The 26,021-nt window shown below is 62.5% G+C and carries 24 protein-coding genes; 9 read left to right on the top strand and 15 right to left on the bottom strand.

Annotation, left to right across the window (positions count from 1 at the left end; translation table 11 throughout):
- Positions 1–21: 21 nt before the first annotated feature.
- From RC54_RS01705 to RC54_RS01695, 3 genes are all read right to left on the bottom strand, one after another.
- Positions 22–639, bottom strand: coding sequence for a hypothetical protein (locus RC54_RS01705; RefSeq protein WP_058894020.1), 618 nt, complete (start codon positions 637–639; stop codon positions 22–24).
- Positions 640–790: 151 nt separating this feature from the next.
- Entirely contained in the window at positions 791–1,963 is a 1,173-nt protein-coding gene (locus tag RC54_RS01700; RefSeq protein WP_058894019.1) for a hypothetical protein, read from the bottom strand.
- On the bottom strand, positions 1,954–3,141 hold the full coding sequence (locus RC54_RS01695) for a hypothetical protein (RefSeq protein WP_244216429.1): 1,188 nt from the start codon (positions 3,139–3,141) through the stop codon (positions 1,954–1,956). The genes RC54_RS01700 and RC54_RS01695 overlap by 10 nt, the downstream gene beginning before the upstream one ends.
- Before the next feature lie 650 nt (positions 3,142–3,791).
- Between RC54_RS01695 and RC54_RS01690 the strand changes: the two genes are divergently transcribed.
- A complete protein-coding gene (locus RC54_RS01690; RefSeq protein ID WP_306305689.1) occupies positions 3,792–4,127 on the top strand; it encodes a winged helix-turn-helix domain-containing protein in 336 nt (111 codons plus the stop codon).
- Positions 4,128–4,138: 11 nt separating this feature from the next.
- On the opposite strand, the gene RC54_RS01685 is transcribed toward RC54_RS01690, so the two are convergent.
- Together RC54_RS01685 and infA are read right to left on the bottom strand one after the other, a co-directional pair.
- Positions 4,139–4,396 carry a hypothetical protein gene (locus tag RC54_RS01685; RefSeq protein WP_058894017.1) on the bottom strand — a complete coding sequence of 86 codons (258 nt, stop codon included), beginning with the start codon at positions 4,394–4,396 and terminating at the stop codon, positions 4,139–4,141.
- A 74-nt stretch (positions 4,397–4,470) separates the two neighbouring features.
- Positions 4,471–4,734, bottom strand: a complete 264-nt coding sequence (infA, locus tag RC54_RS01680; protein WP_006713209.1) for a translation initiation factor IF-1 — start codon at positions 4,732–4,734, stop codon at positions 4,471–4,473.
- 465 nt (positions 4,735–5,199) lie between these two features.
- Here infA and RC54_RS01670 point away from each other — a divergent pair, with 465 nt between their 5' ends.
- The 7 genes from RC54_RS01670 (at position 5,200) to yacG (ending at position 11,749) form a co-directional block, all read left to right on the top strand.
- On the top strand, positions 5,200–6,489 hold the full coding sequence (locus RC54_RS01670; protein ID WP_061789494.1) for an HlyC/CorC family transporter: 1,290 nt from the start codon (positions 5,200–5,202) through the stop codon (positions 6,487–6,489).
- A 129-nt stretch (positions 6,490–6,618) separates the two neighbouring features.
- Positions 6,619–7,755, top strand: coding sequence for a GspE/PulE family protein (locus RC54_RS01665; protein ID WP_017451954.1), 1,137 nt, complete (start codon positions 6,619–6,621; stop codon positions 7,753–7,755).
- Positions 7,742–8,995 carry a type II secretion system F family protein gene (locus RC54_RS01660; RefSeq protein ID WP_058894014.1) on the top strand — a complete coding sequence of 418 codons (1,254 nt, stop codon included), beginning with the start codon at positions 7,742–7,744 and terminating at the stop codon, positions 8,993–8,995. The genes RC54_RS01665 and RC54_RS01660 overlap by 14 nt, the downstream gene beginning before the upstream one ends.
- Before the next feature lie 54 nt (positions 8,996–9,049).
- Positions 9,050–9,913, top strand: a complete 864-nt coding sequence (locus RC54_RS01655; protein WP_058894013.1) for a prepilin peptidase — start codon at positions 9,050–9,052, stop codon at positions 9,911–9,913.
- 13 nt (positions 9,914–9,926) lie between these two features.
- Positions 9,927–10,547: a dephospho-CoA kinase gene (gene coaE, locus RC54_RS01650; protein ID WP_058894012.1), complete on the top strand. Its 621-nt coding sequence runs from the start codon at positions 9,927–9,929 to the stop codon at positions 10,545–10,547.
- A 225-nt stretch (positions 10,548–10,772) separates the two neighbouring features.
- Positions 10,773–11,528: a cell division protein ZapD gene (gene zapD, locus RC54_RS01645; protein WP_017451950.1), complete on the top strand. Its 756-nt coding sequence runs from the start codon at positions 10,773–10,775 to the stop codon at positions 11,526–11,528.
- 35 nt (positions 11,529–11,563) lie between these two features.
- Entirely contained in the window at positions 11,564–11,749 is a 186-nt protein-coding gene (gene yacG / locus RC54_RS01640; protein WP_058894011.1) for a DNA gyrase inhibitor YacG, read from the top strand.
- Positions 11,750–11,791: 42 nt separating this feature from the next.
- On the opposite strand, the gene RC54_RS01635 is transcribed toward yacG, so the two are convergent.
- From RC54_RS01635 to RC54_RS01610, 6 genes are all read right to left on the bottom strand, one after another.
- Positions 11,792–12,205, bottom strand: coding sequence for an NUDIX domain-containing protein (locus RC54_RS01635; RefSeq protein ID WP_061789493.1), 414 nt, complete (start codon positions 12,203–12,205; stop codon positions 11,792–11,794).
- Positions 12,205–13,080, bottom strand: a complete 876-nt coding sequence (locus RC54_RS01630) for an ATP-binding protein (RefSeq protein WP_017451947.1) — start codon at positions 13,078–13,080, stop codon at positions 12,205–12,207. Before RC54_RS01630 ends, RC54_RS01635 begins: the two co-directional genes overlap by 1 nt.
- Before the next feature lie 10 nt (positions 13,081–13,090).
- The gene (argJ, locus tag RC54_RS01625) at positions 13,091–14,326 is read right to left on the bottom strand and encodes a bifunctional glutamate N-acetyltransferase/amino-acid acetyltransferase ArgJ (RefSeq protein WP_061789492.1); all 1,236 of its coding nucleotides are present in this window, start codon (positions 14,324–14,326) and stop codon (positions 13,091–13,093) included.
- Positions 14,327–14,411: 85 nt separating this feature from the next.
- Positions 14,412–15,212 (bottom strand): DUF2272 domain-containing protein, encoded by an 801-nt coding sequence (locus RC54_RS01620; protein ID WP_017451945.1) that lies wholly within the window; start codon positions 15,210–15,212, stop codon positions 14,412–14,414.
- Positions 15,213–15,365: 153 nt separating this feature from the next.
- Positions 15,366–18,119 (bottom strand): preprotein translocase subunit SecA, encoded by a 2,754-nt coding sequence (secA, locus tag RC54_RS01615; RefSeq protein WP_058894007.1) that lies wholly within the window; start codon positions 18,117–18,119, stop codon positions 15,366–15,368.
- A gap of 334 nt (positions 18,120–18,453) precedes the next feature.
- Positions 18,454–19,431 carry a M23 family metallopeptidase gene (locus tag RC54_RS01610; RefSeq protein ID WP_058894006.1) on the bottom strand — a complete coding sequence of 326 codons (978 nt, stop codon included), beginning with the start codon at positions 19,429–19,431 and terminating at the stop codon, positions 18,454–18,456.
- A gap of 53 nt (positions 19,432–19,484) precedes the next feature.
- Here RC54_RS01610 and RC54_RS01605 point away from each other — a divergent pair, with 53 nt between their 5' ends.
- Positions 19,485–20,030, top strand: a complete 546-nt coding sequence (locus RC54_RS01605; RefSeq protein WP_061789491.1) for a DciA family protein — start codon at positions 19,485–19,487, stop codon at positions 20,028–20,030.
- Positions 20,031–20,120: 90 nt separating this feature from the next.
- Here RC54_RS01605 and RC54_RS01600 read toward each other — a convergent pair whose 3' ends face one another.
- The 4 genes from RC54_RS01600 to ftsZ form a co-directional block, all read right to left on the bottom strand.
- Positions 20,121–22,787 carry a molybdopterin-dependent oxidoreductase gene (locus tag RC54_RS01600; protein WP_061789490.1) on the bottom strand — a complete coding sequence of 889 codons (2,667 nt, stop codon included), beginning with the start codon at positions 22,785–22,787 and terminating at the stop codon, positions 20,121–20,123.
- A gap of 185 nt (positions 22,788–22,972) precedes the next feature.
- A complete protein-coding gene (lpxC, locus tag RC54_RS01595) occupies positions 22,973–23,908 on the bottom strand; it encodes a UDP-3-O-acyl-N-acetylglucosamine deacetylase (RefSeq protein WP_058894003.1) in 936 nt (311 codons plus the stop codon).
- 178 nt (positions 23,909–24,086) lie between these two features.
- On the bottom strand, positions 24,087–24,593 hold the full coding sequence (locus RC54_RS01590) for a peroxiredoxin (protein WP_043347182.1): 507 nt from the start codon (positions 24,591–24,593) through the stop codon (positions 24,087–24,089).
- A 139-nt stretch (positions 24,594–24,732) separates the two neighbouring features.
- Positions 24,733–25,923: a cell division protein FtsZ gene (gene ftsZ / locus RC54_RS01585; protein WP_061789489.1), complete on the bottom strand. Its 1,191-nt coding sequence runs from the start codon at positions 25,921–25,923 to the stop codon at positions 24,733–24,735.
- Positions 25,924–26,021: the final 98 nt, after the last annotated feature.

Here is a 26,021-nt window from a genome sequence, read left to right as displayed (position 1 = left end):
GTCGGATGCGATCATCGGGAATCAGAGCACGCTGGTGGCGTCAGCCGGTACTGCCACGCCATTGCTCTTGGCGAAGTCCACCGCGTTCTTGAGCACGTCGGTCAGCGTGGAAACATTGGAGGGCAGGGTCTTGGCCACATAGGCACCGGCCTGCAGGCCAGGCAGCTGCATCGGCGAGGCACTGGACAGACCGTTGGCGAAGCTCTGGGCATCGTTGCGCAGGCCGATGTACTTCTTCAGACCGGTTGCCAGCGACAGCAAGCCCTGGGCGAATTTCTTCTTGGATTCGCCATCTTTCAGAGTGGCACCCTTCTTGAGCGCATCCGAAACCGATTGGGCGTTGGCGCTGATGGCCTTGTCCTTGGCTTCGAGCTCGCTGGCCGACAGCGAATCGGAGGTGGCCGAGGCATCAATGGATTGCAACTTGATACCCAGGGCCTCGCCGATGTGGGTGTTGGCGGTGCCCACATCCTGGCCCGCAGCCGCGTAGTTGCGCACCAGCTGAGTCTGCAGGCCCGACAGATCAGTACCGCCGGCTGCGGGCTTGCTACCGCCCAGCAGATTGCCCAACTGCGCCGACGCGGTCATCGGCAGGGTCATGGCGAGGGAAACAGCGGCCAGGGCGAGGATCTTTTTCATGGTTTTTCTTCCTTGATGAGGTAAGGGATGGATGAACAAACGGGAACTACAACGAGGGGAAATGCGCAGACAGCACAGCGCCATCAGGGTGCGAACGACATCCATGCGCACGCCATCAGCGCACGGATGCCATCCCGCCAGACCGGTAAGCTCAGCGCAGACCCATGGTGGTCATGCGGCTGGAGAGTTCTTGCGCGGCATTGCTGGCAGCGGCCTTGAGGGCATTGCCGCGTGCTTCATCTTCGGTAGGGCCGACACCGGCGTAGGCCACCGGCCCCACGGCCAGGCGGGTACGCGGGATGGGCTTGGTGACATCCCACACCTTGGCATTGACCGTGACGGCCACGCGCATGAGGCCGGTTTGCGGATCCTTGTCCGGCAGGCCGACGTCGAGCGTACCCAGGGCGATATAGGGAATCTGGTTTTCCTTCATGCCGGCCGCGATGGCGCGCAGGGTCTGCGGCTGCAGATCATTACCCGACTTGTAGTCGGCTTCGATGTTGGCGATCTTGAAGACGGCCGACTCCACCATGGCAGCCTCGATGACGTCATAGCCGGCTTCGGAGAACTTGGAGACGAACACCTGATTCAGGTTGGCGCTGGGCAGCACGCGCCAGGTGGTCTCGGTCGCCTTGCGGGTGGTACTGCCACCGGTTTCGGAAGTCACTGTGGTCTTGACCGACACGTCCACGTTCTGCCCTGTCTCGCGAGTGGCCGAACCGCTGGTGCTCACGCGCGACTTGCGCACTGACTCACCTTCGCTGGTGGATTCCTTGTAGCTATCCTTGCTCACCGCCGAGCCGGCCAGTTGCGCCGAGTTGTCCTGGCGCTTGTAGACGCGATCGTCATAGGACTTGGCCGAATCCACCTGGCGCGAGACGAAGACGAAGCTCATGGCTGACTTCTCGCCTTGCGCTGCCTTGCCGATGGCCGAGGATGCCTGCACCGCATTGCGCAGATTGGCCACGTTCAGCGAGACGCGCACCGCGACCGTGTAGCGCAATTCCTTCGGATCATCGGTCTCGGAGAGCACCGTGGTATCGAGGATGTAGCGATCCTGGTTTTCCAGGATCTTGGCGCGGATCGCATCGAAGTTGGCCGACTCCGATTGTCCAGCCTCGGCATAGTAGCTCTCGACAGCCTTGAGCGCCGCTTCCTGTCTGGCCTTCTGCTTGATGGGTGCCGGCGCTTCCTTGCGGTCGAACACGCCAAGCGCGTCCTTGTAATTGATCGAATACTGGCCGCGTGCCTGCTGGATCTGGGCGCTGGCCGGCAGCAGCAACATCGCCAGCATCAGCGCAATGAGGGTTCGGATTACTTGCATGACTTCATCAACTCCTTGGTTTGCACAATCTGCTGTTCAATGGCACTGGCCGCGGCCGCACTCTTGATCCACTTTTCGTCGCCAGTGCCATCGATGACCTGCGCCAGCTTGACGAACATGCCGTTGAGGGCGTCATAGAAATGCGGGAAGTCGTCCACGTACTGCTGGCTGGCCGGGATGATGCGGGTCTCGCCATTCTTCAGGGCGGTATCGAGATAGACCTTGTTGCCCAGCGGCTCGACGATGCGGATTGCACCATAGGCGCCATAGACGTAGGTGGTGGCACCACCGGCCACTTCACTGAACTTGATCTTCTTGAAGTTGGTCAGGTCCACGCTGATCTCGTAGTCGGGCTTGGGCAACTTGAGCTGCCATACCGTCCCATCGGAGACGCGCAAGGACATTACATTGCCGATGGCATAGCCCTTGGAATACGGCACGATGGGCACGCCGGCACGGGTGGAGATGGCTTCGCCCACCAGGTCGGCGGCCCAGGTCTCGACCGCCCCCGGCTCGGAGCGGAGCGACGCGGGAATCACCGCCTGCGCCTCGGGACTCACGCGTACATTGACCACCTGCAGGTAACGCGTGACCTGCGCCGGAATCTGCGCCTTGGCCACACTGTTGACGAAGCGCGCCAGGATGCCCGGCTTGTCGCCAGTCCCTTCGTAGACCAGCCTGACGCGCGCCATGATTTCATCTTCGCGGGCGGCATGATCCAGAACATCGACATAGGCAAAGCTGACCGGATACGAACGCACCACGTTCATCGACTTGAAGTCGAAGAACATCACCTGCGCACGAATGACCACCATCAGCTTGTGCACGTTGCCGAAGGTCTCATCGGAGACGGTCTCATTGCCCACCACCAGCGCCACGGCCAGGGCCTGGTCGCGCCCCTTGAGCTCATCGAGCTGGGTGGTGATGCGCAAGTGCGTCGGTGGTGTCGCCTGCAACTGCTGCATCAGCAACTGATAGACGGTCTTGCCGGCGCTCTGCTGCGTCGCTTCATAGCGCTGTGAATATGGGAAACGCGCCTTCATGGTGCTCTCGCCACCGGCGAAGGCAAACCCGGCAAAGGCCACGTCCGGTGGCTGTTGCGCCCCAGCGAAGGACGACATGATGGACAGCAGCAGCAAGGCCCCCAGCCGCTGCCGGAAATATCTGAAGTAAATCACCCACCCCCCAGTGGTTGAAATCGTTCATCTGGAATGAAGATGGAACGACTTGTTATCGTCCAGGATCATTGGATGGAAGGAGGATAGCGTTACCTCGCTGGCACGGCTCATGCACTGCTCATGTCGCGTTCCACCCCACATGGATCGCGACCACCATCCCAGTACAGTCGATGGTTGAAGCCTTGCCAGGAAATGCGCCGCTCCCCGCAGCCCTGTTTTCCCAGACTCTAAAAATTTTTTTCGGTACATTACCATCGCGCTTCACGTTTGCCAATCGCCTTACGTGATTTTGACGTAATCGATTATCTATCTTCAGCAAACATGACGTGAGGCAACGAAGAAGATCCGTCTTCTTCGGAAAAGGGCTCCACGTTCTTCCACGCCGGCATCTTATTTATAAAATATATTTAGATTCTATATTTATATAGACTAAACTTGACTTCGATCAGAAAAACTTTTCACGCGAACGGATGGATCGATGAGTCAAACTCCTTGCGCTCAACAACAGCACGCCCAGTCCGATGCTTCGGATTCTGGTGGTATTGATCATCTGGAAGATAGCCCCTTGATACGGATGCTGCAGTACTGGGGCCTGTTCACATTTAATCTGCAGAGGAATCAAGATGGGTGCTAACAAGCGAAAACGGCACATGGATATCTATGTGCGCTTTCTGGAACTCATAGAATCGATTCATGATCTGCCCACGCTGGAGCCACTGGAAAAGAAAATCTTCGACCACATCACCAGGGCACTGCACGCCGAGGACAGCCTGTCGGTGACCGACGTGACCGGGGATGCCTCGCTGGGCTCGCCGGTGACGGTGCACCTGCGACTGAAGTCACTGGTGGCAAAGGGGTGGATCGCCCTGTCCGAGACAGAGGACGGCAGGCGCAAGCAGATCAACCTCACCGAGGCGGCCCAGCAACATCTGGTGAAGGTCTCGCAATGCCTGATCAAGGCGGCCGATAGCGGACGTAGCCGCTAGGGGCAGAAGGCTCACGCGGACCACTCTCCATCCAGCGTCGGATCAAGCTGATCAATCACCGCCCTGGCCCACGCCATGCCACGGTCAATGGCATGGGCGGCGCTGTCGGAGCGACCGGGAAGCGGTCGCTTGGGAAACAGTGGTTCTCCCTGAGTCAGACTATCGACGATGCGCACGGCACTGACTTCCCACTGGTCTAGCCTGCCGGTGCAGCGCAGCCAGACCTGGAAACCCTTGTACTGCTCCTGATGCTCGACCGGAGTAGGCATATTGTTTTTCTTTCGCAAAACCGATCCGGTAAAGGGCTGACCCTCCCCCCAGGCAGCGCGCGTGCGCCGCAGTCTTAGCGGCGGCGGAAGCCCGGACGGGGGCCGCTGGGGCCGCGCTGCTCCAGGTGACGGAAGATGATGCGACCCTTGTTGAGGTCGTAGGGAGACAGTTCCAGCGTGACCTTGTCGCCCGCCAGGATCTTGATGAAATTTTTCTTCATGCGACCGGCCGTGTAGGCGATCAGCGAGTGGCCATTGTCCAGTGCCACACGGAAACGGGAGTCGGGGAGGACTTCGGAGACTTGTCCTTGCATTTCGATCAGTTCTTCTTTTGCCATTTTCTCTTTCTTGTGCGTGAGCGCGCGACCTCCAGCGAGGAAGGGCTCGGGGTATCAGCAATCTCTGGCTTTGACGGACTGGCCACGCAACGCGGCGGCCGGGAGCGTTAAGGTCGGAGGGCAGGTGAACGCGCTAGCGGTGAGGCCGGTAGCGCAGATTCTTTACTCGGGGAAGCGGATGAAGATGCGAATCACGCGGATTGCAGGGTTCGGGTACGACAAGGCGCGTGGGGATCAGGATTTCCGCTCTTTTCTTGAGCGATCCCTGCATTATACGCGCTTTTGCCCTTACTGCCAATGTGCGGCATTACTGCAAGGCAAGCCGCTCCGGCCTGCTTGCGGGATGCGCGCCCATCGTCTAGACTTTGGCGCTCGCTGGCCGCCCTGGCTTGCCTGTCATGACGACAAGCAAACAGGCCCGCCGACTCCCTCCCGTGCGCGAGGGCAATCAACTGACGGCAACGTTTGGATACCGTACCCATATGGGTGCAAGCTCTTGCACTCCTGATCCTGATCCTGCTCTCGGCCTTCTTTTCCATGACCGAGACCGCGCTGATGGCCGCCAACCGTCATCGCCTACGGCACCTGGCCAAACAGGGCAACCGTGCCGCCATCACCATCCTGTGGCTGCTGGACCGCACTGAACGGCTGCTCTCGCTGATCCTCATCGCCAATACCGTCATCAATGCACTGGCCACGGCGCTGGTGACTGCATTGGCCATCGCCGCCTTCGGCAACCACCAGCGTGTCATCACTGCGGCCACCGCCTTCGTGGCAGCGCTGCTGATCGTCTTTGCCGAGATCGTGCCCAAGGTGATCGGCGCTACCCATCCCGAGCGCATTGCGCTGTTCACCAGCTTCATCCTGAAACCGCTGATGCGAGTGGCCAAGCCGCTGGTGTGGTTCGTCAATATCTTCGTCTCGGCCATCCTCAAGCTGCTGCACATCAAGACCGGCGCGCGCGCCGCCGAGCAGCGCATCTCGCCCGAAGAACTGCGCTCCATCGTGCTCGAAGGCGGCAGCTTCATCCCGCAAAAGCACAAGAGCATTCTGCTGAACCTGTTCGACCTGGAAAAGATCTCGGTGGAAGACGTGATGACCCCACGCGCCCAGGTCGAGGCCCTGAACCTGGCAGCACCGGTGGAGGACATCCTGCACCAGCTGGCCACCTGCTATCACAACAAGCTGCCGGTGTTCGAGGGTGAGATCAACCACATCGTAGGCATCCTGCACGTGCGCAAGACGGTGTCGCTGTTCCGCCAGGAAGAAGAGATCAGCCACGACGACATCCGCGCCCTGCTCTCGGCGCCCTACTACGTGCCGGTGGAAACGGATATCTTCACCCAGTTGCAATACTTCCAGGAAAACCATGAACGCCTGGGCATCGTGGTCGATGAATACGGCGAGGTGCAGGGCCTGGTGACGCTGGAAGACATCATCGAAGAGATGATCGGCGAATTCACCACTTCCTCGCCCGGCTCTTCCGGCGAAGGCTTCAGCTGGGACAAGGAGGGTACCTGCCTGCTCGAAGGCAGCACCACCCTGCGCGATATCAACAAGCGCCTGGGCCTGAAGCTGCCGCTGGACGGTCCCAAGACCATCAATGGCCTGCTGCTGGAAACCCTGCAGGACATCCCCGAAGCCAGCGTGGCCGTGAAGATCGATGGCTGCGTGATCGAGATCGTGCAGGTGCAGAACCAGGCCATCCGCATGGTCAAGCTGATTGCCTTGCCGCCGCCCACGACACCCGACTAAGACGCTACGCTGGCGCCACATCGAACTCCACCGACATTGGCCCACGCAAACCGCTGACCCGCTTTGCCGCCGTCGCACTGCATGGGAGACTTGCGCTCCCTGTACGTTGCCCTGCGCGCGAGGTCTCCCATGCAAGCTCCCGATACGGCGGTAGCCGACGACGATGTCCCGGTGGTGCGCCTGCTGCACAAGCTGCTGGCCGATGCGGTCGGTCGGGGCGCCTCGGATCTTCACTTCGAACCCTTTGAATCGGTATTCCGGGTACGCCTGCGCGTGGATGGCGTGCTGCACGAACTGGCGCAGCCGCCCTTGAGTCTGCGCGAGAAGCTGGCCACCCGGCTCAAGATCCTGGCGCGCCTGGACATCGCCGAAAAACGCCTGCCCCAGGACGGCAAGATGCGCCTGGCGCTGGCCGAGCGCAGCGTGGATTTCCGCGTCTCCACGCTGCCCACGCAGTTTGGCGAAAAGATCGTGCTGCGCATCCTCGATACCGCCCAGGCCACGCTGTCGATTGCCGAGCTGGGTTACGAACCGGCCCAGCAGCAAGCCCTGCTGCACGCCATCACCAAGCCGCACGGGCTGGTACTGATGACCGGGCCGACCGGCTCGGGCAAGACCGTCTCGCTGTATGCCTGCCTGCAGCGGCTCAACCAGCCGGGCGTCAATATCGCCACCGCCGAGGATCCGGTGGAAATCAACCTGCCCGGGGTGAACCAGGTCAGCATCAATGAACGCACCGGGCTGGACTTCGCGCTGGCCCTGCGCGCCTTCCTGCGGCAAGACCCGGATGTGCTGATGGTGGGCGAGATCCGCGACCTGGAAACCGCCGACATCGCCGTCAAGGCTTCGCAGACCGGGCACCTGGTGCTGTCCACCCTGCATACCAACGATGCCCCGGCCACCCTGACCCGCTTGCTCAACATGGGCGTGCCGGCCTACAACATCGCCGCTTCGGTCAGCCTGATCGTGGCCCAGCGGCTGGTGCGCAAGCTCTGTCATTGCCGCCGCCCGGCCGGGGGCACGCCGGCCACCTTCGTCGCGCAGGGCTGCCCGGCCTGCAACCACACCGGTTTTCGTGGGCGCACCGGGATCTATCAGGTCATGCCGGTCAGCCCGGCCATGCAATCGCTCATCCTGGCCCAGGCCGGCACCCTGGAGCTGGCGCGCCAGGCGCAGGCCGAGGGCATCATCGACCTGCGCCGCGCCGGCCTGCTCAAGGTCTTGCGCGGTGAAACCAGCGTGGGAGAAATCCTTGCCTGCACCTGAACGCCAACCCTCGACTCGCCCCTTCCGCTGGGAAGGCCTGGACCGTCACGGCCGGCCGCAGCGCGGCCTGCTGCAAGCCACCGATGAGACCCAGGCGCGTGCGCAATTGCGGCGCCAGGGCTTGCGCGTGGCGCGCTTGCGGGCCGATGTGCAGGCGCACGCCCCTAACCACGCCGGCCCCCGCCCGCGCCCGCTCGCCAAGGGTCGCATCAGCGACAAGCAGATCGCGCTCTTCACGCGCCAGTTGGCCACCATGCTGCAAGCCGGCCTGCCGCTGCTGCAGGCGCTGGACATCGCCATCCGCGGGTCCGGCCAGGGCGCCATGGCCGGCCTGCTGACCTCGGTGCGCCAGGCGGTCTCGCGCGGCGACAGCCTGCACGCGGCACTGGCGCAGCATCCACGGCACTTCGATGCGCTCTTCTGCAACCTGGTGCGGGCCGCGGAGGACGCCGGCCTGCTCGACACCATGCTGGAACGCATCGCGCTCTATCGCGAGAAATCACTGGCCTTGAAGGGCAAGGTGCGCGCGGCATTGGCCTACCCTTGCGCGGTGGTACTGGTGGCCATCGTGGTGACGGTGGTCATCATGCTGTGGGTGGTACCGGCCTTCGAGCAGATGTTCCAGCAATTCGGTGCCGAGCTGCCGCTGGCCACGCGCATGGTCATGAGCACGGCACGCCTGCTGGGCCAGTACGGGCATCTGCTGTTGCTGTCAGGGATCGCGCTGGCCGTGCTGGTCCGACAGGCCTGGCTGCGCTACCCGCCCATGCGACGGGCAGCGCAGCGCCTGAGCCTGTCCCTGCCGCTGTTCGGCCCGCTGCTGCGTCAGGCGGCGCTGGCGCGCTGGAGCCGTACCTTCGGCGCGCTCTTCGGGGCCGGCATCGCCTTGGTGGAAGCGCTGGAGACGGTCGCGGGTGCCGCCGGCAACGTGGTCTATGCCGAGGCTTCGCTGGCGGTGCGCGATGCGGTACGCAATGGCGCTTCGCTGCATACCGCCATGCAAGCCAGCGGCGTCTTTCCCGACCTGGCCATCCAGATGACGGCCGTGGGCGAGGAAGCCGGCGCCCTCGACGCCATGCTGGGCAAGATCGCCGAACTCAATGAACGCGAGGTCGACGATGCCGTGGCCGCCCTCACCAGCCTGATGGAACCCGTTATCATGGCGGTGCTGGGTGTGGTCATCGGCGGCCTGGTAGTGGCGATGTACCTGCCGGTGTTTCGCATGGGTGCGCTGGTGTGAGCCGAGCTGGCGCCTTCTTCCTTTTTATTCACGATCAAGACGATTGAACCGACGATGCCTTTTCTGGAAGCCTATGCCGTCTCCGGCAGCCCCGTCCTGTCTGGCGTAGCTGCCCTGCTGGGCTTGCTGGTGGGCAGCTTCCTCAACGTAGTGATCCATCGCCTGCCGGCCATGATGCTGCGCGAAAGCGCCAACTTCGTCGCCCACGAACGCGGCGAGGCGCTGCCCCATACCGAACGCTACAACCTCTGGCTGCCGCACTCGGCCTGCCCGCATTGCGCCACGCCGCTGGCGCTGCATCACAAGCTGCCGGTCTTGAGTTGGCTGCTGCTGCGCGGACGGTGCGCCTACTGCAGCGCGCCCATCAGCCTGCGCTATCCGCTGGTGGAACTGCTGTGCGCCGTGCTCTTCGCGCTACTGGCCTGGCGCTATGGCCTGGGGCTGACCGGCTTGGCGCTCATGACCGGCGCCGCCTTCCTGGTGGCGCTGGCCTTCATCGACGCCCAGACCATGCTGCTGCCCGACGACCTGACCCTGCCGCTATTGTGGCTGGGCTTGCTGGTCAATCTCACGCATCGCCTGGTGCCGCTGCAGGATGCGGTGCTGGGGGCGATGGCCGGCTATGGCGTGCTGTGGCTGATCTTCTGGTGCTTCAAGCTGACGACCGGCAAGGAAGGCCTGGGCTATGGCGACTTCAAGCTGATGGCCGCGCTGGGCGCCTGGCTGGGCTGGCAGGCGCTACCCCTGGTGCTGTTGCTGGCCTCGGCGCTGGGTGCGGTGCTGGGCTTGGCGCTGATGCTGGGCGGACGGCATCAGCGCGGCCAGGCCATCCCCTTCGGCCCCTGCCTGGCCCTGGCCGGAATGCTGGCGCTGGTACTGGGCCACGACTGGCTGAACCTGATTCTCTACGCTTTCTGATCGACTTGATCCCATGACTTCTCTGACTGAACGCTTCACCGTCGGCCTGACCGGTGGCATTGGCAGCGGCAAGACCACGGTGGCCAATCTGTTCGCCGAACTCGGCGCCTCGCTGGTCGATACCGATGCCATCGCCCACGCCCTGACCGCTCCTGATGGCCTGGCCATCGCCCCCCTGCGCGAACACTTCGGCGACGACTTCATCGACGCCCACGGCGCCATGGACCGCACGCGGATGCGCCAACATGTCTTCGGCAATCCGGCCGCGCGCCATGCGCTGGAAGCCATCCTGCATCCGCTCATCCGTAGCGAGACGCTGCGCCAGGCCGAAGCCGCCACGGGCAGCTACGTCATCTTCGTGGTACCGCTGCTGGTGGAGTCCGGCACCTGGGTTGGGCGCGCCAGCCGCATTCTGGTGGTGGATTGCCCGGAAGAAGTACAAATTGCGCGGGTCATGCAGCGCAATGGCCTGCAACGCGCCGAAGTGGAAGCCATCATGGCCGCCCAGGCCAGCCGCCAGGCGCGGCTGGCCGTGGCGCATGACGTCATCGACAACGGTGGCGACAACGCCGCGCTGCCGGCCCAGGTAGATCGACTGCACGCGCATTACCTGGCCTTGACCGCAAGCTCCTGAGCCCCCCGAAGCGCGGCGAGAAGCCCATTGCAGCGCCAGCAGTACAGTCGGGCAGGCGGCCAAATCCGAGGCGCTAGCCCAGCTTCATTTGATGCCGCCTGCATTTGTATTTTTCTGCTGCATGGGTCAGAATCACAAACATTGCAATGTTGACGAGGTTTTTGCACACGCCTGGCCTGTCAGCGGCCTTAACCAGTCCGGTTCAACCAATAAAGGGATCATGCTTTGATCGTCTACGAATACCCTTTCAATGAGCGTATTCGCACGCTGTTGCGACTGGAAGACCTCTACGAAAAGTTCGTCTTCTTCCTGCACCAGGAAAGCCCGCATCAGCATCACATCGCCCTTGCCACCATTTTCGAAATGCTGGAGGTCGCCGGACGCGCCGACCTCAAGTCCGACCTGCTGCAAGAGCTGGAACGGCAAAAGCAGATCCTGCTGGCTTACCAGTCCAATCCCAATGTCGAGCCCGAGATGCTCAATGCCATCCTGGCCGAGGTGGACCAGGCCAGCAGCGCCCTGGCCGCCGCACAAGGCAAGACCGGCCAGAACATCCGCGACAATGAATGGCTCATGAGCATCCGCGGTCGCACCATCATCCCCGGCGGCGCCTGCGAATTCGACCTGCCGGCCTACTACGCCTGGCAACAGCATCCCTTCGAACGCCGTTTCAACGACATTTCCAACTGGTTCGCGCCGCTGGTGCCGCTGTTCGACGCCATCGGCATCGTCATGCGGCTCTTGCGCGAATCTGGTCATGCCGTAAAGATCAATGCAGAAGGCGGCAGTTACCAGCAGATGCTGCAAGGCAAGGTCTACCAGATGTTGCGCTTGTCGTTGGATATCGAACTGGGTGCGATTCCCGAAATCTCGGCCAACAAGTACATGCTGTGGGTGCGTTTCACCCAGCAGGATGGCGACGAGAAGCCGCGCTCCTTCGAGGGTGAAGTGCCCTTCGAACTGGCGCTGTGCGGCTTTTGACCTGTAAATTGAATTGAATGAAGTGAAGTAGACGTATGGCAACGATCGTAGACTGCCCGACCTGTGGCACCAAGGTGGAATGGAGCGAGAAGAACAAATTCCGCCCTTTCTGTTCCGAACGCTGCAAGCAGATCGACCTAGGTGCCTGGGCGGAAGAAAAGTACACCATCCCCGCAGTGAACCTGCCCCTGGAAGACGAAGATGACAAGCCCGTGCAGTGATCACGGGCTTTTTCCTTCATATCGCCTCAAACCCACCCATCTTCAAACCTGGTCGCCGTACCTCAGCTGATCGAGCCATTGGATCAGCGGGATGGTGGCCGGCAGCAAGGGTTCCACGCCCACGCTGCCCTGCCAGGCGAAGGCCTGTCCCTCCAGGCTCTGCGGTTGGCCGCGCCACTGACGGCTGATGTAGAAGTGCAGCCGTACGTGGGCATGGGGATAGACGTGCTCCACCCCGCACCAGGGCTCGCCATCGATGACCTCGATGCCCAGCTCTTCCTTGAACTCGCGCTGCAGGGCCGCAAAGATGCTTTCGCCCGGCTCCACCTTGCCGCCCGGAAATTCCCAGTAACCTTCATAGGGCTTGCCTGCCGGGCGCTGCCCCAGCAGCACGTCGCCATTGGGCTGCATCAGGATGCCCACGGCCACGTCGATGGGCTTGCTCGGGCCACTCATCAGGATTGCGCCCGACCGGCATAATCGCGCGCGAACTGCCAGGCCACGCGACCCGAACGGGAACTGCGTTGCAGCGCCCAGCGCAGGGCATCGGCGCGGGCTTCGGCGATCTGGTCGTCAGTGCAGCCGAAGTGGCGCAGCCAGTGCGCGACGATGTCCAGGAAATCGTCCTGCTTGAACGGGTAGAAAGTCACCCACAGACCGAAGCGCTCGGAGAGCGAAATCTTTTCTTCCACCGTCTCACCGGGATGCAGGTCGCCATCCTCGGTGTGGGTGTAGGTGCTGTTGTCGGAGAGGCGCTCCGGCATCAGGTGACGGCGGTTGGAAGTAGCGTAGATCAGCACGTTGTCGGACTGCGCAGCGATGCTGCCATCCAGCGCCACCTTCAGGGCCTTGTAGCCGCCCTCGCCTTCCTCGAAGGAGAGATCATCGCAGAAGACGATGAAGCGCTCCGGGCGCGTGGCCACCAGTTCGACGATGTCCTGCAGATCGTGCAGGTCATCCTTGTCCACCTCGATCAAGCGCAGACCCTGGTCAGCGTACTGGTTCAAGCAAGCCTTGATGAGCGAGGACTTGCCGGTACCGCGTGCGCCGGTCAGCAGTACGTTGTTGGCCGGGCGGCCGGCGACGAACTGGCGCGTGTTCTGGTCGATCTGTTCCTTTTGCGGGCCGATATTGTGCAGGTCGGACAGAGCGATCTGCGAGATATGGCCCACCGCCTGCAGGTAACCGGGACGCTGGGCGGTGGCGCCGCGCCAGCGGAAGGCGACGGCGGCGTTCCAGTCCGGTTCACGGGTAGCGGCCTGGGGCAGGATGGCTTCGACGCGTGCCAGCAAGGCTTCGGCACGCTGCAGGAATTGGTCTAGCTGGGTCATGAGGCGGCCATCAGGAACGGTAGTCGGCGTTGATCGACACGTAGTCGTGCGACAGGTCGCAAGTCCAGATGGAAGCCTTGGCACTGCCGCGCGCCAGCTTCACGCGCACCACGATCTCGGCCTTCTTCATGACGCGCTGGCCATCTTCTTCGCGGTAATCCGGGTTGCGGCCACCGTCCTTGGCGACCCACACATCATCCAGCCACAGGTTGATCTTGGAGACATCCAGGTCATCGATGCCGGCATAGCCGATGGCGGCCAGGATGCGGCCCAGATTCGGGTCGGAGGCGAAGAAGGCGGTCTTGACCAGCGGCGAGTGGCCGATGGAGTAAGCGATCTGGCGGCATTCCTCGACGCTCTTGCCATCTTCCACGGCCACTTCGATGAACTTGGTGGCGCCTTCGCCATCGCGCACGATCTGGTGCGCCAGGTGTTGCGACAGGTCGGTCACGGCAGCGGCCAGTTGCTGATATTCCTCGCTGTCGGCGCTGGTGATCTCCAGTTCGCCGGCACCCGTGGCCATGAGGATAAAGGAATCGTTGGTCGAGGTATCGCCATCGATGGTGATGCAATTGAAGGAATGATCGGCGGCATCCTTGACCAGCTGGTTCAAGAGCGCCTGCGGCAGCTTGGCGTCGAAGGCCAGGAAGCCCAGCATGGTGGCCATGTTGGGCTTGATCATGCCAGCCCCCTTGCTGATGCCGGTCATGACGACCTGCTTGCCAGCGATGGTCAGGGTACGCGAGGCGGCCTTGGGCTGGGTGTCGGTGGTCATGATGGACTCGGCCGCATTGAACCAGTTGTCGGCATTGAGGTTAGCGATGGCTTGCGGCAGGCCGGCGATGATGCGATCGGCCGGCAGCGGCTCCAGGATCACCCCGGTGGAGAACGGCAGGATCTGTTGTGGTTCCAGGCCCATCTGCTCGGCCAGCGCGGCACACACCGACTTGGCGCGCTGCAGGCCTTCTTCGCCGGTGCCGGCATTGGCGTTGCCGGTGTTGATGACCAGAGCGCGGACGGGCTTGTCGGCGCTCAACTGGGCCAGGTTGGCCTGGCAGATCTGCACCGGCGCGGCACAGAAACGGTTCTTGGTGAACACACCCGCCACGGTGGCCGTCTCGGCCAGCTTCATGACCAGCACGTCCTTGCGATTGGCCTTGCGCACGCCCGCTTCGGCATGGCCGAGTTCGATGCCGGCAACGGCTTTGAGGTCGGAGGAAACGGGAATCGGGGAATTGACGGCCATGGCGAGCTTTCAGCGTAAAAATCGGAACGCGTATTTTAAACACTTTCCGTCACCGGCTGATGACGGGGCGCGCCGCTTTCAGGATTTAGGGCAGCAGGTTCTTGACCACCACCAGCCAGGGCCGCTGGGCGATCGGCTGGGCCCGCCCGCCGGAGTCGACCGGGATCAGCGATTCGGACACCGAATTGAAGACGTTGCCGCCAATCACCCCGGCCCAGCCATCATCGGCGTGGACTTCCACCACCAGATCGCAATGCCCGGCCAAGCCTGGGCGGATTTCATCGATGGAGGTGATGTTGTTGTTGCCGCGCGGGGCGCAGATCAGGTCGCCGGGGGCGATGGATTCGGTCTCGGCCGGACGCAGCACGAACTGCGGCGAGGGGCGCGACTGGCGCTCCTTGAGGAAGCTCAGGTAGTTGAAATGGGTTTCACTGGGCGCGAAGTCCTGCGGCGGCACGTTGGTGGAGACCATCAGCCAGGAAATGAAGGCGGCCGACCAGGCCTGTTCGCAATCGGCACCGGTCAGGTTCTTGCCCACCGCGTGCCAGTATTCGGCCACCCGCTGCACGGCCTCGCCTTCATCCTCCAGCAAGCCCAGGCGCGGCGCGCTGAAGGGTTCGTGCCGCATGTCGATCTGCTGGTTGCCGAAGAAATCCCACTCGGCCTTGGCCGCCTCCACCAATGCCGCGCGGGTGGGCGGGGCGGTGCTGATGGCTACCGCCGGCACGGCGGTATCGGTCACCGGAATGGACGGCGTGACCGGGGCATAGCCGGCATTGGCGTTGTCGCGCCATTGCGGCAAGGGCGAAGAGGCGCAACCAGCCAGCAGCAAGGCACTGGCAAGTGCGCCGGCGAGCGCGGGACGGGAAAGCTTGGCGAATGTCATCTTCTTGTTCTCCTGGACGGCAGGCGGTGGCGATGGGAGCGCTCATGATAAGGCCAGCCGGGTGAACCATGCACAAGCCTTCACCATGCCCCCAGAAAAAAGGCCGTACACCTGGACAGGTGGACGGCCTCTTCACTTTTGGCTAACTAGCGATCAAGCCAGCTTGCCATGGCATTGCTTGTACTTCTTGCCGCTGCCGCAGGGGCAGGGATCGTTGCGCCCCACCTTGGGGTATTCCGAACCATCGTCGGAGGTCGCTTGCACGGTGGGTGCCAACAGTTCTTCCGGGGCCGCTTCGGGGTCGAAGTCGGCGTGCTGGTAGTTGACGTTGATGGGCGAGCCACCGGACAGGCTTTCCTCGGCCGCTTCGATTTCTTCGCGGCTCTGGATGCGCACGGTCATGACCACCTTGATCACTTCGTTCTTGATCAGGTCCAGCATCTGGGCGAACAGCTCAAACGCTTCACGCTTGTATTCCTGCTTGGGGTTCTTCTGCGCATAGCCGCGCAGGTGGATACCCTGGCGCAGGTGATCGAGCGCGGCCAGGTGTTCGCGCCAGTGGTTGTCGATGGCCTGCAGCATGACGCTGCGCTCGAAGCCGGCAAAGGCTTCCACGCCGACCACGGCAACCTTGGCATCGTAGGCCTCCTTGGCGGCCTTCAAGAGATGCTCCAGCAGTTCGTCGTCGGCCATGTCGGGCTCGGCCTTGAGCGTGGCGTCGAGATCGACGTCCAACTGCCATTCGTTCTTGAGCGCGGCCTGCAGGCCGGGGATGTCCCACTGCTCTTCCATCGACTCGGCCGGCACGTGTTGGCGGAACAGGTCGGTGAAGACGCCATCGCGCAGGGAGGCGATCATCTCGGCCATATCGACCGATTCCAGCAATTCGTTACGCTGCTGGTAGATCACCTTGCGCTGGTCGTTGGCGACGTCGTCGTATTCCAGCAATTGCTTGCGGATGTCGAAGTTGCGGGCTTCCACCTTGCGCTGGGCCGATTCGATGGAGCGGGTCACGATGCCGGCTTCGATCGGTTCGCCTTCGGGCATCTTCAGGCGGTCCATGATGGCGCGCACGCGGTCGCCGGCGAAGATGCGCAAGAGCGCATCGTCCAGCGACAGGTAGAAGCGCGAGGAACCCGGATCGCCCTGGCGGCCGGAACGGCCACGCAGCTGGTTGTCCACGCGGCGCGATTCGTGACGCTCGGTACCGATGATGTGCAGGCCGCCGGCATTGACCACGTGGTCGTGCAGGGATTGCCATTCATCGCGCAGTTGCTGCGACTTGGCGGCCTTGTCGGCATCCGACAGGGAATCGTCGGCTTCGATCAGCTGGATCTGCTTGCCCACGTTGCCGCCCAGCACGATGTCGGTACCGCGACCGGCCATGTTGGTGGCAATGGTGATCATCTTGGGACGGCCGGCCTGCGCCACGATTTCCGCTTCGCGCGCGTGCTGCTTGGCGTTCAGGACGTTGTGCGGCAGCTTGGACTTGGTCAGGATGCCCGAGAGTAGTTCCGAATTCTCGATCGAGGTGGTGCCCACCAGCACGGGTTGGCCGCGCTCGTAACAATCCTGGATGTCCTTGACCATGGCCATGTACTTCTCTTGCGCGGTCTTGTAGACCTGGTCCTGGCGGTCCTTGCGGGCATTGGGACGGTTGGGCGGGATCACCACGGTTTCCAGGTGATAGATTTCCTGGAATTCGTAGGCTTCGGTGTCAGCCGTACCGGTCATGCCGGACAGCTTGGCATACATGCGGAAGTAGTTCTGGAAGGTGATCGAGGCCAGGGTCTGGTTCTCGTTCTGGATCTTCACGCCTTCCTTGGCTTCGACCGCCTGGTGCAGGCCATCGGACCAGCGGCGGCCGGTCATCAGGCGGCCGGTGAATTCGTCGACGATCACCACCTCACCGTTTTGCACCACGTAGTGCTGGTCGCGGTGATACAGGGTGTGCGCGCGCAGGGCGGCGTACAGGTGGTGGATCAGGGTGATGTTGGCGGCGTCGTACAGCGAAGCGCCTTCGGGCAGCAAGCCCATCTGGGTCAGGATCTCTTCGGCCTTGTCGTGACCGGCTTCGGTCAGCAGCACCTGGTGGCTCTTCTCGTCCTTGGTGTAGTCGCCGGGGACTTCGACCTTGCCCTTGCCGTCCGGCGTTTCTTCGCCGATCTGCAGGGTCAGGAGCGGCGGCACCGCATTCATCTTGTGGTACAGCTCGGTATGGTTCTCGGCCTGGCCGGAGATGATCAACGGGGTACGCGCTTCGTCGATGAGGATCGAGTCCACTTCGTCGACGATGGCGAAGTTCAGGGCGCGCTGCACGCGGTCGTCGGCGTCGAAGACCATGTTGTCGCGCAGGTAGTCGAAACCGAATTCGTTGTTGGTGCCGTAGGTGATGTCGGCGGCGTAGGCTTCCTGCTTGACGTCGTGTTCCATCTGCGACAGGTTCACGCCGGTGGTAAGACCCAGCCAGCTGTAGAGGCGGCCCATGTCTTCGGCATCGCGCTGGGCCAGGTAGTCGTTGACGGTGACCACGTGCACGCCCTTGCCGGCCAAGGCATTGAGGTAGGCCGGCAGGGTCGCCATCAGGGTCTTGCCTTCGCCGGTACGCATTTCGGCGATCTTGCCGAAGTGCAAGGCCATGCCGCCGATCAGTTGCACGTCGAAGTGGCGCATCTTGAGCACGCGGCGGCTGGCTTCGCGGCAGACCGCAAAGGCTTCCGGCAGGATCGCGTCGAGCGTCTCGCCGCCGGCGATGCGTTGCTTGAATTCGGGCGTCTTGGCTTGCAGTTCGGCGTCGGTCAGCTTCTCGACCGAGGGCTCCAGCGCATTAATCTGGCGGACGATTTTTTGATATTGTTTGAGCAGTCGCTGGTTACGGCTGCCGAAAATCTTGGTCAGGAATGACATGCTTGGATTCTATAAAAGCGCCGATGAACGATCCGGCAGAGTGACGTTGGGCTCCCGGCCGCCGGGTTCCAGCCGGCCACGCCCGAAAATGAACCATGGATTTTAGCACGCAGGCCGGTGGCATAGGCTTGACGGACGGACCACAAACGCCGCGTTCGCTCTAGATCGGGCGTGTTTGCAAGGTTTCAATGGGGAGATGGAGGTGGGCGGGAAACTTCATGCCTGGCTTGTCAAACATGCACTAACGCGCAGGAAATGCGCTTGGGCGGCCACCCCTGCCGCCTGCAAACGCCCGCCGGACGGCGGCGAGCGGCTGACGACTAACGACTAACGACTAACGGCCTGCCACGAACACCGGCAACTGCTTGGGCTGGTTGCCGCCCGTGGCGCCGAGCGCCAGGAACTTGCGCGGATCCTGGGCAATGCCGCGGATACGCACCTCGAAATGCAAGTGGGCGCCGGTTGAGCGGCCGGTGGAACCGACATCGGCCACGTGCTGGCCGCGCTTGACGATGTCGCCCACCTTCACGTACAGCCGCGAGGCGTGGGCGTAGCGGGTGATGATGTTGTTGCCGTGGTCGATTTCCAGCATGTTGCCAAACTGATAATGATATTCTGAGGCAATGACCACCCCGGCAGCGGCGGCGACAATGCGCGTGCCCACCGGGGCCGGGAAGTCCAAGCCTTCGTGGAAGGCATTGTGGCCGGTGAAGGGGTCCAGGCGCCAGCCGAAGCTGGAGGAATTGTAGGCGACGTTGACCGGTTGGTTGGTCGGCAGCAGGCGCGACTTGATCTTGTCACCCATCAGGGTGGATTCCACGGCATTGAGGTAATCGGCGCGGTGACCGGCGTCCACCGCCAGGCTATCCAACATACGGCGCAGCTCATCCATGCTAACATCACGCGCCGGACCGGCCTGGCTGGAGACTTCGGCACCGCCGCGACCGGGCGCTTCCTTGAAGTTGAACTCCTCGGGGCGGATGCCAGCCAGGCCCTGCACCCGCTCGCCCAGCGCATCCAGGCGCATCATCTGGGCTTGCATCTCGCCGACCTTGACGGCCATCATGGCCAGGTTTTCCTTCAGGTATTTCTCGTTGCGGCCGTCTTCTTCCTGGCTCATCGACACGGCCAGCTTGTGCAGCATGGGCGAGGCATCGGGGTTGCCGGCGCGGTTGAGCAGGAAATAGGTGATCCCCATGGAGGAGCCGGCCACCATGGTCAGCATCAGCAACAGCAGCAGCAAGATGTGCTTGGTACCCAGCGTAATGGAGCGGGCTTTGGTGAAACGGGGGTGCAACAGGATAATTTGCATCTTTGCTCCTTGGTCTCCGGCCGGTCAGACACCGGATGTGATAAGGTTTAAAGATGAAGTACCCATCTACGTTCACCCCTTATCGGCCTGCTCCCACGAGCGCTCAACGCATGGCGAAGAGCACGAAGGGAGCCGCGGATTTCTTGCGGTCGAATTCGACGATGGCGGCGCTCTTGCCCGCCCTGGCTCGCATGGGCACGCTGCAGCAGTCGGTCGCCGCGAACTTGCCGGCGATGTTTGCCGCGTGTCAGATCTTGCAGTTTGAAGCTGGCGTGCTGGTCATGAGCGCCCCCAATGCAGCGCTGGCGGCCCGGTTGAAGCAGCAAACCCCGAGGCTGCAGGACCGCCTGCTGAAGGACGGATGGCAGGTTAATTCAATCCGAATCAAAGTGCAAGTTGGCCGCATGGCCCCCCCGCCGCCGCCAAAACGGGTGCTCGAACTGACCGACAACGCCCTCTCTTCCTTCGCCGAACTCAGCAGTACGCTGGCCAGCGATCCGCGCAGCCAGGGCTTGAAGGAAGCCATCGATGCCATGATACGGCGCCGCCAGACGCGCGCAGCGACACAACAGGGCAAGGAAGACACGCCATTTTCTTGAAATGGTCCGCGATGCCCTCCCTGCCGCGTAGCTCATCATGCGTAATGATTTATCACTTTTCCGGCAAGCCGTGGCCGGCGTTGCCCGGGCTTACATCGGCGCGGCATCCCGGGCATGGTTGAGCAGGAATTCCAGCACCGACTTTTTCTGCCCCTCGTCCAGTCCGGCGCGCGGGAACATGCTCTCGGTAATGCCGAGCCACTGCTTCTGGGTATAGTCGCCGGGCTCGCGCGGGACATGGCAGAGCGTGCAGCGTTCATAGAAGAGTTTCTCGCCCGGCGACAAATGGGTGATCGCATCACCCTTGATCGCGGCCGCCCGCTCGGCCAGCCGCAGCGCCGCCACATCGATGCCGAGCTTGCCGGTGCGTTCGATGGCCGGCGGTTCATAGGCGCGGTTGGGGGATTCGGCATCGTCGCAGCGGCGCAGCGTGGCCAGGCAGGTGTTGGCGCTGGTCGCCTGGCTCAGCCCGCTGGCGGCGATGCTGCTGGTGATCATGTTGATGGAACCGCTGTTGCAGCGTCCGCGTGAATCCAGCTGAATCCAGTTGCCCTCTTCCAGACTGACCACGCCCTGCATGATACGACCGGTGATGGCGGCGCCGGCGATGAGGGTGCCGCGCGCATTGCTCAACTCCACCAGATCGCCGTCCCGGATATCCAGTGCGGCCGCATCCTGCGAATTGATCAGCACATGCTGCCGCCCCTGCACGTTCTGCTCGAAGCGCACGTCAGCCTGGGCCATCTGCGAATGGACGCGGTTCCACGGATGCGGACTTACCACATGGACCTGGCCCGGCTTGGCATTGCCCAGGAACTCGGCGGGTTCCAGATACTTGGGCATGGGCGGGCAGTCGGGCAGCTTGAAACTGTCGATCTGGGCGCAATACAGTTCGATCTTGCCCGAGCGGGTATGCAGGGGATGTTGCTCCGGGTCCCGGTAGAAGTCCCCATGGCGGACCCAGCCCCGCATTTCCTGCGGCACCGGCAGCCTGGCCACGCCCTCGCGCCAGAAGCGCTGGAAGGATAGCGTGGGCTGCGCCGCCTGGAAGGATTCCGTCAGGATCTGCATGATGCTCTTGCCCTCGGTAAATTGGTAACCCACGCCCATCAGGCCAGCCAGGCGGCTGAATATCTCCAAGTCGTCCAGGCTCTGCCCATAGGGTTGGATCACCTGACGCATCGCATAGATCTTGTCGTTGCTGTAGGTGCCACCGCTGCTGATGTCATTGCGCTCCAGCTCGGAGGTGGCCGGCAGCACGATGTCGGCAAAGCGCGCCGAGGCACACCACCAGGGGTCCTGGCAAATGATGGTCGGGACCTGCCGGTTCAGGGCGCGGATCAGTTCATTGGTGTTCTGCTGGTGCGAGAGGAAATTATTGCCGGCGTTGTAGATCAGCCTGACATCGGGATAGCTGTGGGTGGCGCCATCGCGGGTGTACTTGCCGCCCGGATTGAGCAGCATCTCGCTGATGCGCGAAGCGGGGCAGCGCGTGGTCACGGGATTACGTCCCTGCGACAGCCCGACCGGCATGATGGCATTGGATTGCACCATGCCACCGCCACCGTAATGCCAACTGAATCCCACGCCCTGGCCGGGCTTGCCGATCTTGCCGACCATGGCGGCGAAGTTGATGATGGCCCAGTGCGTCATCTCACCATGATGCGCACGCTGCAGCGACCAGGCCCCGGCGAACTGCACTCGCTGCGGGCCAGAGAACAGCTCGGCCAGCGTCCTGATCTGCGCTGCCGGTACTCCCGTGATGGCGGCGGCCCACTCCGGCGTCTTGGGGGGAGAACCATCCGCGTCCCGCCCCAGCAGGTAATCGCGGAACCGTTCGAAGCCGACCGTGTACTTCGCCAGATAGGCCTGGTCCTGCCGTCCCGTGCTCAGGACGTGGAAGGCCATGGCCAGGAACAGGGCGGTATCGGTATTGGGGACGATCTTGATCCACTCGGCTTGCAGCAGCTCGTCGGTGGCGGTGTACTGGGGATTGATGGAAATGAATTTCACGCCGCGCGCACGGATCTTCTTCCAGTTTTCCGTCATCTGGTGATCGGCCACCGTGTATTCGATGCGATTGTTCTTGATCGGGTCGGCCCCGACCCAGACCATGATGTCGGTATGCGCGGCCACGACTTCCCAGGAAGTTTGCGGCGAATAGACTTCCATGTCGCCGATGACGTAGGGCAGGCTGATCTGCGAAGCGCCGCCGGAATAATCGCCAGTCGTCGTGGAGTGGCCGCCGATCAACCCGAACAACCGTCCCTGCAGCACCTGCGGGCGCATCAGTCCGGCGTGCGACCAGCCGCCGTAGGAAGAACTGAACAGCGCCTGGTTGCCATGCTGCTCGGCGGTGCTGAGGATGGCCTCGGCCACCAGGGCCAGCGCTTCGTCCCAGCTCACCTGCACGAAGGGCTCGTGGCCACGCAGGTGGCGCGTGGCGGCATCGGCGCCGCGTCTGGCCAGCCACGACTTGCGCACCATCGGCGCAGCCACCCGGGTCTTGCTGTAGACCCGGCTTAACACGCCCTTGGTCAGCATGGTGGTTGGCGTGGCGTCGAGCTCCGGCAGCGGCTGGATGCCGCCCAATACGCCTTTCTTCACGACCGCCTTGAACGGTCCCCAATGACAGGCGCTGGGAATGAGGGTGGTGTCCTTGCCGAACACCTCATGGGTGCCGAACAGGGTCAGTCCGCCTGCGGCGATGCTGGTGGCGGCGGTGGTCTTGAGAAAGTCGCGTCGACTCAATGGCATGATGGTCTCCCGAAAAAAATGACATGCGGGAGACCTTACAGAGAAGTCGCGACGGGTTCTTTTACCTGGTCGCTTGACAGGTAATTCGCAGCAGAAGAAGATGCGATAGCGGCGAAATATCGAAAAATGACGAAACCTGACATGTCGCCGCGCCGCCCTTCAGGTCGGCTGCACGGCGCATCGGATCAGTTCAATGCCCACTCCTGCTGGGCTTGCATCACGTAGGTCTGCGGGGCCTGTTCGAGCTTGTCGAAGCTGACGATTTCATAGGCATCCGGCTGCGACAGCAATTCACGCAGCAGCAGATTGTTCAGACCGTGGCCGGACTTGTGGGCGTCATAGCTGGCTAAGAGCGGATGGCCGATGATGTAAAGGTCGCCGATGGCGTCGAGGATCTTGTGGCGCACGAACTCGTTGTCGTAGCGCAGGCCATCGGCATTGAGGATGCGGTACTCATCCATGACGATGGCGTTCTCGAAGGAACCACCACGGGCCAGGCCCATGCCGCGCAGGGTTTCCACGTCCTGCATGAAGCCGAAGGTGCGCGCGCGGGCGATTTCCTTGACGTAGGAGTCGATGCCGAAGTCGACCTCGGCCACCTGTCCGGTGCCATCCACGGCGGGATGGTTGAATTCGATGAAGAACTTCAGGCGGAAACCGTCATAGGGTTCCAGGCGCGCCCATTTCTCCTTGTCGCCCCTTCCTTCGCGTACTTCCACCGGCTTTTTCACGCGGATGAATTTCTTGGGCGCGTTCTGCTCCTGCAGGCCGGCCTGCTGCAGCAGGAACACGAAGGACGATGCCGAACCATCCATGATGGGGATTTCTTCGGCGGTCAGATCGATATAGAGGTTGTCGATGCCCAGGCCAGCACAGGCCGACAGCAGGTGTTCGACGGTGGATACCTTGGCACCATCCTTGGTCAGGGTCGAGGCCATGCGGGTGTCGCCCACGCCGGTGGCGATCATCGGCAGCTCGACCACCGGGTCGAGATCGATACGGCGGAAGATGATGCCGGTATCGGGCGCGGCCGGACGCAGGGTGAGCTCGACCTTGGTGCCCGAGTGCAGGCCCACGCCAGTGGTCTTGACCAGATTCTTGATTGTGCGCTGTTTCAACATCCGGCCATTATAGCCAAGATGCCCTGCCCTCGCCCCGGCCAGCGCGGCGGTGTTGCAAATCGTTCCCATCTGCAAGCGCCGTCAGGACTGCGTCAGATGGACGTGATGCGGCACGACTCATTTCCACACAGGAAAAATGCCGTGCCGCCCCACGTCCGCCATGCAGGGAGGGCTGCGATCAGCCCAGTTGGGCCAGCAGGGTCTCGGCGTTGGAGACTTCGAACTTGCCGGCAGCTTCCAGGTTCAGTTGCTTGACCACGCCGTCTTCCACCAGCATGGAGTAACGCTGCGAGCGCACCCCCATGTTGCGCTCGGTCAGGTCGAATTCCATGCCCAGGGCCTTGGTGAAGGTGGCGCTGCCGTCGCCGAACATGCGCACGATGCCGGTGGCCTTCTGGTCGCGGCCCCAGGCGCCCATGACGAAGGCGTCGTTGACCGAGATGCACCAGATCTCATCCACACCCTTGGCCTTGAACTGGTCAGCCAGTGCGATGTAGCCCGGCACATGCTTGGCCGAACAGGTCGGGGTAAAGGCGCCGGGCAGCGCGAATAGGGCGATCTTCTTGCCCTTGACCAGATCCGACACCTTGAAGGCATTGGGGCCCAGGCTGCAGCCTTCGGTTTCGGTCTCGATGAATTCGGTCAGGGTGCCTTCGGGCAGGTGCTCGCCAATCTTGATGGTCATGATCTTTCCTCGTCTGGTTGTATGAATATGGATATGAATAGGGGAGATAAAAAAACGCCGCGCACCAGGCGCGGCGTTAGTATGCCTTGGAACCGGCCAGCCTGCTGTGAAGCTGCAGACCCGCCTTGGCAGAGCAGGATCAGTCCGCCTGCTTGCGCAGGAAGGCCGGGATGTCGTAGGTTTCCATCCCGTTCTTTTCCAGCGCGCGTACGGTGTCGGAGGCCGACTCGCGACGCCACACCGCCGGCGCCTTCAAGCCACCGAATGGCGCACCAGCGGGTTGGGCTGCGCCTTGCTGCAGGTTGCCACCGACGGCCATCATCGGCTCGTTGTGGGTACCGGTGCGCATGACCGGGGTCTGCACCAGTTGCACTGCCTTGCGGGCACGGCCCAGGCCGGTGGCCACCACGGTCACGCGGATTTCATCGCCCATGCCATCATCGTAGGCGATACCTTGTGCGATGGAGGCGTCGGGAGCGGCGAAGGCACGCACGGTGGCCATGACTTCCTTGATTTCCTTACCCTTCAGGCTGCGGCTGGCGGTGACGTTGACCAGCACGCCACGCGCGCCGGACAGGTCGATGCCATCCAGCAGCGGCGAAGCCACGGCCTGCTCGGCAGCCACGCGGGCACGGTCCACGCCGGCCGCAGTCGCGGTACCCATCATGGCCTTGCCCTGCTCGCCCATGATGGTCTTGACGTCGTTGAAGTCGACGTTGATATGGCCCGGCACGTTGATGATTTCGGCAATACCGGCCACCGCATTGTTCAACACGTCATCGGCGTGCGACAGCCATTCGATCATGCTGTCGTCTTCGTAGATCTCTTCCAGTTTTTCGTTGAGGATGATGATGAGCGAATCGACGTGCTGGGACAGCTCTTCCAGACCGGCATCGGCGATGTCCATGCACTTCTGGCCTTCATACGAGAACGGCTTGGAGACCACGGCCACCGTCAGTGCGCCCAGCGACTTGGCCACTTGCGCCACCACCGGAGCAGCACCGGTGCCGGTGCCACCACCCATGCCAGCCGCGATGAAGACCATGTGCGCGCCGCGCAGGGAGTCTTCGATGCGGGCGCGGGTTTCCTCGGCCAGGCGGCGGCCGATTTCCGGCTGCATCCCTGCTCCCAGGCCGGTGTCGCCGATCTGGATGACGTTGTGCGCCTTGGATTGCTTCAACGCCTGGGCATCCGTGTTGGCGGCGATGAATTCGACGCCGGACACACCCTTGTTAATCATGTGCTGCACGGCATTGCCGCCAGCACCGCCAACGCCCACGACCTTGATGATCGTACCCAGCGTCGCATTGTCGACCATATCGATTTCCATGATGACTCCTTAAAATATATGTGTCCTGCAGCTGGCAGTTGATAGGCATCACGCGGTGTGACGACTAGCAACTGACCACTGCTGTCTAGAGGTTCAAT

Source organism: Herbaspirillum rubrisubalbicans (genome assembly GCF_003719195.1).
Classification (GTDB): Bacteria; Pseudomonadota; Gammaproteobacteria; order Burkholderiales; family Burkholderiaceae_D; genus Herbaspirillum; species Herbaspirillum rubrisubalbicans.
The sequence above is the reverse complement of the archived record's forward strand: the minus strand, read 5'-3'. Positions and strand labels throughout refer to the sequence as shown.